Source organism: Haladaptatus sp. (assembly GCF_049589095.1).
Lineage (GTDB): Archaea > Halobacteriota > Halobacteria > Halobacteriales > Haladaptataceae > Haladaptatus.
The window spans coordinates 1-9,804 of the sequence record NZ_JBAWAC010000160.1 but is presented as its reverse complement, the minus strand read 5'-3'; the positions used below and the strand labels follow the sequence as shown (position 1 = coordinate 9,804).

Annotated in this window: 11 protein-coding genes; 6 read left to right on the top strand and 5 right to left on the bottom strand. The window is 59.6% G+C overall.

Going from position 1 to position 9,804, the window contains the following annotated elements; all coding sequences use genetic code 11:
* Window positions 1–302: 302 nt before the first annotated feature.
* Window positions 303–1,253, bottom strand: a complete 951-nt coding sequence (locus tag WBV42_RS05500; protein WP_423985136.1) for a malectin domain-containing carbohydrate-binding protein — start codon at window positions 1,251–1,253, stop codon at window positions 303–305.
* Window positions 1,254–1,435: 182 nt separating this feature from the next.
* Here WBV42_RS05500 and WBV42_RS05495 point away from each other — a divergent pair, with 182 nt between their 5' ends.
* Window positions 1,436–2,086, top strand: a complete 651-nt coding sequence (locus WBV42_RS05495; protein ID WP_423985135.1) for a helix-turn-helix domain-containing protein — start codon at window positions 1,436–1,438, stop codon at window positions 2,084–2,086.
* Between the two features lie 44 nt (window positions 2,087–2,130).
* A complete protein-coding gene (locus WBV42_RS05490; RefSeq protein WP_423985134.1) occupies window positions 2,131–2,451 on the top strand; it encodes a DUF5785 family protein in 321 nt (106 codons plus the stop codon).
* An 8-nt stretch (window positions 2,452–2,459) separates the two neighbouring features.
* Here the strand turns inward: WBV42_RS05490 and udk are convergent, their stop codons facing one another.
* A complete protein-coding gene (udk, locus tag WBV42_RS05485) occupies window positions 2,460–3,263 on the bottom strand; it encodes a uridine kinase (protein ID WP_423985133.1) in 804 nt (267 codons plus the stop codon).
* Window positions 3,264–3,408: 145 nt separating this feature from the next.
* On the opposite strand from udk, the gene WBV42_RS05480 reads away from it, so the two are divergent.
* The 4 genes from WBV42_RS05480 to WBV42_RS05465 all read left to right on the top strand — a co-directional run bounded on the left by WBV42_RS05480 (window position 3,409) and on the right by WBV42_RS05465 (window position 7,769).
* Window positions 3,409–4,167, top strand: coding sequence for a GTP cyclohydrolase III (locus tag WBV42_RS05480; protein WP_423985132.1), 759 nt, complete (start codon window positions 3,409–3,411; stop codon window positions 4,165–4,167).
* 137 nt (window positions 4,168–4,304) lie between these two features.
* Window positions 4,305–4,865 (top strand): CBS domain-containing protein, encoded by a 561-nt coding sequence (locus WBV42_RS05475; protein ID WP_066145755.1) that lies wholly within the window; start codon window positions 4,305–4,307, stop codon window positions 4,863–4,865.
* Window positions 4,866–5,005: 140 nt separating this feature from the next.
* Complete coding sequence (locus tag WBV42_RS05470; protein ID WP_423985131.1) at window positions 5,006–6,358, top strand: ABC transporter substrate-binding protein; 1,353 nt, start codon at window positions 5,006–5,008, stop codon at window positions 6,356–6,358.
* 139 nt (window positions 6,359–6,497) lie between these two features.
* Window positions 6,498–7,769, top strand: coding sequence for an ABC transporter substrate-binding protein (locus tag WBV42_RS05465; RefSeq protein WP_423985130.1), 1,272 nt, complete (start codon window positions 6,498–6,500; stop codon window positions 7,767–7,769).
* Here WBV42_RS05465 and WBV42_RS05460 read toward each other — a convergent pair.
* The 3 genes from WBV42_RS05460 to WBV42_RS05450 all read right to left on the bottom strand — a co-directional run.
* Complete coding sequence (locus WBV42_RS05460) at window positions 7,766–8,671, bottom strand: right-handed parallel beta-helix repeat-containing protein (RefSeq protein ID WP_423985129.1); 906 nt, start codon at window positions 8,669–8,671, stop codon at window positions 7,766–7,768. The two genes, WBV42_RS05465 and WBV42_RS05460, sit on opposite strands and share 4 nt — an antisense overlap.
* An 84-nt stretch (window positions 8,672–8,755) precedes the next feature.
* Window positions 8,756–9,463 (bottom strand): ABC transporter ATP-binding protein, encoded by a 708-nt coding sequence (locus WBV42_RS05455; RefSeq protein ID WP_423985128.1) that lies wholly within the window; start codon window positions 9,461–9,463, stop codon window positions 8,756–8,758.
* On the bottom strand, window positions 9,463–9,804 hold a 342-nt coding region (locus tag WBV42_RS05450), incomplete at its 5' end, for an ATP-binding cassette domain-containing protein (protein ID WP_423985127.1). The genes WBV42_RS05450 and WBV42_RS05455, both read right to left, overlap by 1 nt.

The window sequence follows — 9,804 nt, the reverse complement described above, 5'->3', positions numbered from 1 at the left end:
GGCGCTCGTCTCGTCAGGAACGGGAAAAGCAGCATCCAAATCCGAAATTCGGGAGGCCGTCACGGACCGACGGCGACACGAAACATCCCATCAGGATTGAACAGATGGTTGAAAAACTGTTCAACTATTGGTTTCACGGTATTTCACACGATGAGTGGAGACACAGAACGGGAGTCTGGTTCGGAATGGACCGGAGATTTCGCACGACGTGCGGAACACAGGTCGATGAACAGGTCGGAGGGGAGTTTACAACAGTTCTGAAACGGTCGGCGTTCGGGAAAATCAGGGGAAAAACGGCAGGGTTAGTTCGACTTGGAAGCGGCGGCGAGTGTCTGGCCCGAATTCACGTCGTTCCGGGACCGGTCGTTTTGTTTGCCACCTTTCTGCTTGCCGCCCTGAACACGGACGATTTCGATACCCGAGAGCATCGGGTCCTCCTTTTCGTGGATGAACTTCACGTTGGCCACGCCGTCGCGGACGGTCACCGTGTACGACTTCATCGTGCCGCGGTTGTGGCCGAGTTCCTTGAACATGTCGTAGTTTTTGAGGACGCGCTTGCCTTCGATTTCGACGTCGAACTTACGCGGGCCTTTCTTCTTGTAGCTCTGTTTGTCGAAGTAACTTTCGACGAAGTACAACCGAACCTCGTACCGGCCGTTTCGTACCGGGAACCGATACTGCATCTCGGTGTCGTCGCTCGGCTTTCCGGCGACGTCGGCGTCGTACCGCCGACTCTCGAACATGGCTTCGGGCGTTCCGGCCGGGACGGCGGACGTCATCGAGATGTGATCGTTCGTGCTGTTCGTGTGACTGCCGCTGATGCGCGCGTTGTTGAACCGTGACGGGCTATCCTCGGTGTCCGCGAGCCAGTACCGGCCGCCGTCGGAGGGTTTGAGCTGTGGGCCACCGACGTTGACACGATAGCGAACCGTCTTCTGCAGTTGTGTCGTCTGGGTGGTCGAAGTGGTCGACGTCGTTGTACTCGTCGTACTCGTCGGTGTCGCCGTGGTTTTCGGCGTAGTGGTGGCCGATTTCGTCGTCTGGGTCGTCGTCGTCGCGGTGGGCGTCGCCTTCACGCTAGTTGTGGCTGGCGAGGTTCCCGGTGAAGCGTTCGCGCCACCGTTCGTGCTGCCTGCTGGTCCGAGGATTCCGCCGGGGATCCCCGCGACGATGATGATACCAGCAACGAAGAAAACGACACCACCGCCGAGAAGTATCCCGTGGATAAAACCGCCGGATGAAGAGCCTGACATATTTCTCATCTCCCCCGTATGTACCGCAACATTATCCGAAGGTCAGGACCCTATCCAGTTAATTATACACCAGCTAAAGTGAAATCCACCCGAAATTAGTTATGTGACGTGTCCGGCTATTCTTAAAGCAGCATGAATTAGCAAGCAGAACAGCGAACTGGGTGCTGTTGCTTCTCACTCGGGTGAGTACGATTGCAGAGATTGCACTCCCGACGAGCGAGTTTGCACTCCGCGAAACGTTTTCGCAGGTGCCCGGTGCGAGGTTCGAAGTCGTGGGAGTCGTCGCACACCAAGCAGAATACGTGATGCCACAGTTGCGCGCGACCGCGACCGATATTTCGACCGTGAAAAAGGCGTTCGACGACGACGGAACCGTCACGGACGCCAAACTGTTGACGAAGTTGAACGGTAGGGGGTTGTTTTCCATGCGGTGGGGTGGCGACGTTGCCGAAACGCTTTCCGTGATTTCGATGGGCGATACGACCGTCCTTACCGCACGTGCCGCGAACAACCGGTGGAGTTTCCGTATCCAGTTTGTGGACCGCGACACGCTTTCGACAGTCTACGAATCCTGCCAAGACACCGGCATACCGATCGAAGTACAGAACGTTCACAAGCGAACGACGCTGCTGGACGAATCACACAAGCTTACCGAACAGCAGTACGAAACGTTGCGAAGCGCGATGGACAGGGGATACTACGAGATACCGCGAAAGGCGACGACGAAGGACCTCACCGAGGAGTTGGGTGTTTCACACCAAGCCGTGTCCGAACGACTGCGCCGCGGACACCGCAGTTTGGTCGAGACGGGGCTTACCGCGCCGAGCGAGTAGGACAGAAAGCAATCCTTTTTGCCCCCTCAACGAAACGTGCGAGCATGGACTGGCCCCACGACCCTGACGGTGAAGAAGGGAGCGAGGGAGGACGGAAGTACGGTATGGCTATCCTCGCGAAGAAGGTAGACGAAGACGAGGATTTCCCGCTCGAACGCGACGAGTTCGTCGAGGCACACGCCGACGAACCGATCCGAATCAACTACAAGAAGGTCGTCAGCGTCGCCGACATCTTCGACCACGTCGAGGAAGACGAGTACGAGACGATCACGGATTTCCACAAAGCAGTCGGCAAAGGAATGCGATCCGGCGGGTTCTGGGACTACCACCCGGTCGGCGAGAACCCCGAAAAGAAACGAGCGTAACGCGTAACTCACTTCGATTCTTTCGACGAGCGCCATCGTTCGCCGCCACCGTTGGGTGTCGCAGCGGGTGGCTCGTTCGCGTCACTTCGGCCGCTTCGTTCGGGACGGCTATCTCGCTCGGGTCGGTCGGTTTGATCGATTCGTTCCACGTCGCCGTCCGGCAGATAGAGTTCCTCCTCGACTTCCGACGCGCGTTCCGAACGCGTCTCCGCGCGGACCTTCTCTTCGAGGAGGTTGACCGCGACCCGGTTTGCTCCCTCGGGAATGATGAGGTCGGCGTGTTTTTTCGTCGGTTCGACGAACTGCTCGTGCATCGGTTTCACCGTGGAGAGATACTGGTCCATGACGCCTTCGAGGTCACGGCCGCGGTCCACCACGTCCCGCTCGATTCGGCGGAGGATTCGCACGTCGGCGTCGGTTTCGACGTACACCTGCAAATCGAGCATCTCGTTGACGTCGGTGTCGTACAGCGCGAGTATTCCTTCGAGCACGACCACGTCCGTCGGTTCGACGGTGACGCGTTCGTCCTTCCGGTTGTGAACGCTGAAATCGTATTGGGGCATCTCGATGGCCTGTCCGGAAAGGAGCGAATCGAGGTGTTCACGCAGCAGTTCCCACTCGAACGCCGACGGATGATCGTAGTTCACCTCGGCGCGTTCCTCGAAATCGAGGTGCGAGAGGTCCTTGTAGTAGTTGTCCAACGGAATCCGGGTGACCGAATCGCTCCGGGATTCCGTGACTTCACGGGCGACTGTCGTCTTCCCCGCGCCGGTACCCCCGGCGATACCGATGACGAACGACGGAATACTCATTGTGGGGTGCAGGGGAAACGACGATTTGAATCCCCCGACTTCGGGATTAGTGTGGAATCTGATCGGTTCCCGTCGATTCCATTTTTGAGACGCAAATCACGATTAGGTTCGCTTATAATACCGTGTGCCCAACTCCCGACCAACTGTGACGAACGCCCAACTCACGTTGATACAAATCGACAACTACGGGCCGTGGACCGTGACGCCGGAACCGCGTCGGGAAGTCGACCTCCAAACGCTTCAATCGCGATTGTACGCCGACCTCTCCCAACTCATCGGTAACCGGGAAGGGTACGTCTTCTTCACCCGCTTCGACAACATGGTGGCCGTGACGAACGGTCTCTCGTTGTCCGATCACGCGCTCGTGCAGGAATCGGTCGGAAATCGCTACCCTGTGACCGTCAGTTTGAGCGTCGCCACCGGAACGAGTCCGATTCAGGCGCTCGAAGATGCGACGGAACTGCTGCAGGACGCCGGGAGCGCGCAGGATCATTCGCGCCGCGAGATCCTCGACGGACGGACGATCGACGAGGAGTTCAGAACCGACGACGACGTGCAGATCGCTCACTTCGACGTCAACGACATGACGGGCAACTACACCGACGAGGTGAACGCCTTCGACTCCTTCATCCACATCGAACAGGGCTACGCGGAACTGATGCGATACATGCGCGAGGCACACGACGCCCTGTCGTTCTTCGTCGGCGGCGACAACGTCATCGCGGTCTGCCCGAACATGGACGAATCGGACTACGAGGATGTCATCGAGCACGTCGAGGAGACGGTCGAAGTCGAACTGAAAGTCGGCGTCGGTACGGGGCGAGTCCCGCAAACCGCCGGAATGGACGCGAAGCACGCCTTGGAGACGTGTCGAGCGACCGGAAGCAGGATCGAATTCGAGTAGTCGGTGTCTGATAAATCGATTCGAACAATTTCGAATCGCATCGTTCGTCGGCGAAAAATCGGCTAGTACCTTTCGCTGGACGTGGGAATAAAGGTGCCGGGGATACTTTTTAGAACGGCCATGTCAACTGTTCACACATGGACGCGGAAGTTATCGTGCGGGACGTGATGACGCGGGAATACGTCGGCGTCAGCGAGTCCGATTCGGTTCTCGGAGCGGTTCGTCTCATGCACGACGAAGGAGTCGGGAGCGTCGTCGTTCTCAGGGGTCACGAACCGGTCGGTATCATGACCGAATCGGACGTGATCGCCCTCGTCGCGAACGAAGACGACCCGATGGAAACGACGGTTTCGGAAGCGATGTCGAAACCCGTGCTCTCGGTGCAACCCGACCGGAGCGTAGCCGACGCCGCGGGGATGATGGCCCAACAGGGGATTCGCCGGATCATCGTCACCGTTGACGACGAACTGCTCGGGGTGCTCACCGAACGGGACGTGATTTCGGCTTCGACGTCCCCGTCGAGCATCTCGCGAACACAGGAACGGGAGATCGACCAAGGGGACCTCGGAAACCGGATGGGAACGAACGGCGGGACCGAATACGAGGGTCAAAGCATCTGTGAGGTCTGTGGCGCGCTGACTCACGATCTGACGAACGTCAACGGGCAGTTGGTCTGTGCCGACTGTCGCGAATTTTAGCGGTTCCAGTTTTCCGAAACCCGAATCACTCCGGGACCTATTAAAATTATTAATTATTAATATTTAACGTCAATATTTTCGAGTGTTAATAATCTGGAAAGGTAGATTTATATCGCCTGAGTCGAGACCCATGGCTGTCCATGCGATATGATATCGATCGACGTGACGTGCTGAAGGGACTGGGTGCAACCGGAATTGCCGGTCTCGCAGGCTGTATCGGCGGTGGCGGTGCCGGCGACGACAGCAGTACCAGCAAGAGCAGTAGTGACGGAAACGGCGGCGGAGGCGGCGACAACAGCGGTGGTCCCGACGTTCTCAACGTCATTGGCTACCCGGAAAGCGGAATTCAACTGTTCCGCGACTACTACCAGAGCACCGACGGAAACCAAAAAATAATCGTCCCCGACGGGTTGCGGGATTCGACGCTGCCCAAAAACGTCGGCAACGATATGGCGAACCTCACTGGAACGGCCCCTGCGGCGTCCGGGCCGAATCAGAAGGCGTTCAATCAGATGTACAAGGACGAGTACAACCGCGAACCGGGCGTGTTCAACTCCCACTCCTACGACGCGGTCGCCGTCCTCGTCCTCGCCAACGTGGCGGCGGGGGCGAACGACGGAAGCAAGATCCGCGACCAGATGCGACGGGTCGCCAATCCCGGCGGACAGAAGTACGGACCGGAGAACTTCGTGGACGCCGTCAAAGCCGCCGCACGCGGCGAGGACATCAACTACCAAGGGGCGTCCAGCGTCGTGGACTTCGACAAGAAGGGTGACCCGGCGTCCGCGGCCTACGACGTCTGGAAGTTCGATTCGAGCGCCGACGGAGGGATCAAGACGGAGGATACCATCACCTTCGAGGGCAAACCGAGTGGCAAGATGGCCGATAGCTCGCCCGGTGGGAAAAATCGGACCGCCAAGGTCGGTATCCTACTCCCCCAAACCGGTGACCTCGGCTCGACCGGGAGCCTGATGATCAAAGCCGCGAAGATGCCGGTCAAGCAAGTGAACGACGCGGGCATCAGCATCAAGGTAAAATCCCAGGTCGAGGATTCACAGACCAAGAAACAGGCGTCGCTCAGCGGCGCGAACGCGCTCGTCAGCGCCGGTTTCCCGGCCATCTGTGGCCCGGCATCCTCGGGGAACAACATCCCGGTGAGCCAGCAGGTGTACATCAAACAGGGCGTCGTCGGTTGTTCGCCGTCCAGTACGGCGCTGACCGTGACGAACTTGGACGACAACGACTTCGTCTTCCGGACCGCACCGAGCGACCTGCTCCAAGGCAAGGTGATGGCGCAAGTCGCGTCCAAGAAGCTCGGCGGCAAGACCGCCGCGACGCTGTTCGTGAACAACAGCTACGGCCAACAGCTGTCGGACAAGTTCTCCAAAACGTTCACCGACAAGTACGACGGAAAGGTGCTACAGAAGGTGTCGTTCAACAAGGGTGAATCCTCCTACACGTCCGTCATCAAAAAGGCGACCGGTTCGAGCTAATCGCTCCCCTCTAATTCGACCGTTTTCGATGGAGACCGTCGTCCCTACCGTATCGGTCGGCATCCGATGAATCGAGCGACATCTATAATGATAGTTTAAGATATATTTTTGCATCGGAACGTTGAGACTCTCACCGGGTATGAGTCACAAAATCGACCGCCGCACCTACCTCCGAGCGGTAGGTGCAACGAGTACCGTCGGGTTGATGGGAACCCTACAACAGGGGGGTGGGCCGGACATGCTCACCGTCATCGGCTATCCGGAAAGCGGGATTCAGCTGTTCCGCGACTTCTACGGGACCGGACAATCCGTGCCCGTTCTCGTTCCGGACGGGTTACAGAGCGCCAGTCTACCGAAGGAAGTCGGCAACGACATGAAAAACGTCACCGGGACGGCACCTGCCGCCGCCGGGCCGAACCAGCAGGCGTTCACGAAGCTCTTTCAAGAGCAGTACAACGCACCACCGAGCGTCTTCACGGCCCAATCGTACGATTCCGTCGCCATCCTCATCCTCGCCAACGCGGCGGCAGGGGCGAACGACGGAACCAAGATCCGCGATCAGATGCGTCGGGTCGCCAACCCGCCCGGAAAGGAGTTCGGTCCAGCGAACTTCGTGGACGCCGTCAAAGCCGCAGCGAACGGGGACGATATCAACTATCAAGGTGCATCGAGTTCGACGAACTTCGACGTACACGGCGGTCCGGCGTCCGCCGCCTACGACGTCTGGAAGTTCGCACCGCAGACGAAAGACGGCATCAAAGTCGTCAACACGCGGGAGTTCACGAGCAAACCGGGTGGACCCGAGGCGAACAGCGCCCCGGGTGGAATGGGCCGAACGATCAAGGTCGGAATCCTGCTCCCGCAGACCGGCGACCTCGCGTCTGTCGGTGGACCGATGGTGCAGGCGTCGCAAATTCCGATCAAGCAGGTGAACGACGGGAACGTCGACCTCGAAGTCCAAACGCAGGTCGAGGACACACAGACCGACCGACAGGCGTCGCTCAGCGGCGCGAACGCGCTCGTCAACGCGGGCTTCCCGGCTATCTCCGGCCCGGCATCCTCGGGGAACTACATCCCGGTCGCGACCGAGGTGTTCGTCCCGAATCAGATCGTGGGCTGTTCGCCGTCGAGCACGGCGGTCACCGTCACGAACCTGAAGGATAACGACTTCATCTTCCGAACCGCACCGAGTGACTTGCTTCAGGGTGCGATAATGGCGCAAATCGCAGCGGAACGGCTCGGCGCGAAAACCGCCGCGACGCTGTACGTGAACAACGATTACGGCCAACAGCTGTCGAATCAGTTCACGAAGAAATTCACGTCGAGCCAAGGTGGTTCGGTAAGCAAACAGGTCGCGTTCAACAAGGGCGAATCGTCGTACACGGCCGTCATCCAGCAAGCGCTGAGCTAAACGCCACGTTCTCGCCCGTTTTTCGCGTGCGTCCTCGACGCGTCGCGTGTCGTCCAGTTCCCACGGCTACCGACGATCGGATTGTCGTTCGCGTTCGCGTTCGAACGCGTCACGACTGCGCTGCCGTCCGGGTTCGTCAGTGTCGCGTTCCGTATCGTGTTGTCGTGTGAATCGACCAGCAGGATGCCATCCTCTGTCGAGCGAACGATCACGTCCGTCACGCTCCCGTTTCGGACCCCGGCCAGCGCCACGCCGATCTTACTTCGCGCGACCGAGACGTTCGCCAGCGACACGTTTTCGGAGTCGGAGACGAACACGCCCGACGAACTCGTATCGCGGACGGTGCTGTCAGAGATTCGGCTCCCGTTCGAGTCGCTCATCGCGATTCCCGTGAACCCGTTCGTCGCCGTCACCCGCCGGAGACGTGTCCTCGGGGAGCGTAACACCGAGACCCCGTCCGCGGTTCGCCACGTCGTCACGTTCGCTACCGTTCCGGCGCTCGCGTTCTCGTATTCGATGCCGAACGTCCAGTTGATGGCCGTGACGTTTCGAACCGTGACGTTTCGACCCGTCACGGCGATGCCCGCCGTACCCTCCCAAAACACCCGTCCGTCCACGACGTGTCCCGCTCCGTCGAGGGTCACATCGTCGGCGTCGATCCGAAGACACGCCCGCTGACGGGTTTCGATGTCGTTGGAGAGGACGTAGTGGCCGGAGTGGGTGATCCGCGTACAGGAATCGAGGGACGTCGGGGCAGCGTCGGCGGACTGAGATGCGGTCTCGGCGGACTGGGACGCGGAAGCCGGTATCGTCGGCACGGGTGCGCCGGAAACGAGAACTGAAGCGAGCACGAGGACGACCACGAGTGCGACGGCCGAACCGCTCCGCCGTGAGCGAATCATGACGATGACACGCGGTGCTGGTCCTTGGCGATTGTGGCACGATGAAACGAGGTGGTACGGGAGTATCCGCCGAAAATCCCGGGATTATCCGCCGAGGAACTCCTGTCGGACCTCGTCGTCCGCCAGCAGCGCGTCGCCGGTGTCCATGAAGCGGTTTTGACCCTGCACGAGCACGTAGCCGCGGTCACAGCGTCGGAGCGCCTCCTTCGCGTTCTGTTCGACCATCAGGATGGCAGTCCCGTGGTCGTTGATCTCGTCCACCTTGTTGAACATCTCGGCGACGAGGTCGGGAGCCAACCCCGCACTCGGTTCGTCCAACATCAGCAGATCGGGGTCGAGCATGAGCGCCCGGCCCATCGCCAACATCTGCTGTTGACCGCCGGACATCGTTCCCGCTTTCTGCTCCCGGCGCTCGTCCAAGATTGGGAAGCGGTCGAACACCTCCTGCATGGCGTCCTCCGGCACTTCGTCCAGGATGTACGCCCCCATCTCCAGGTTCTCCTCCACGGTGAGCGACGAGAACACGTTGTCGTTCTGGGGCACGTACCCCAGTCCGAGGTGGATGATGTCCTCGGGGGCGTCGCCATGGATCTCCGTTCCGGCGAACGCGATGCTGCCACCCATGTACGTCGTCAACCCGAAGACGGATTTCATCACGGTCGATTTCCCCGCGCCGTTCGGACCGACGATGGTGACGTACTCGCCGTCCTCGACGCGCATATCGACGTCCGAAAGGATCTGTAAGTCCTCGCCGTACCCCGCGTCCAAGCTGTCGATATCGAGCAGCGCCATCAGATCTCCTCCCCGAGGTAGGCGTCGATGACTTGATCGTTCGAACGGATCGCCGCGGGTTCCCCTTCGGCGAGTACTTTTCCTTGGTGCATGACGATGACGTGTTCGCAGTTGTTCATGATGACGTCCATGTCGTGTTCGACGAGCAGGAACGTGTAGCCGCGTTCACGGAGTTCGTGAACGTGTTTGAGCAGTTTCTTCTCCAGCGACGGGTTGACACCCGCGAGCGGTTCGTCCAACAGTACCATCTGCGGGTCGGTCATGAGCGCCCGCGCCATCTCCAGCAGTTTCCGCTGACCACCGGAGAGGTTGCCCGCGTACTCGCTCGCGAGGTGGTCGAT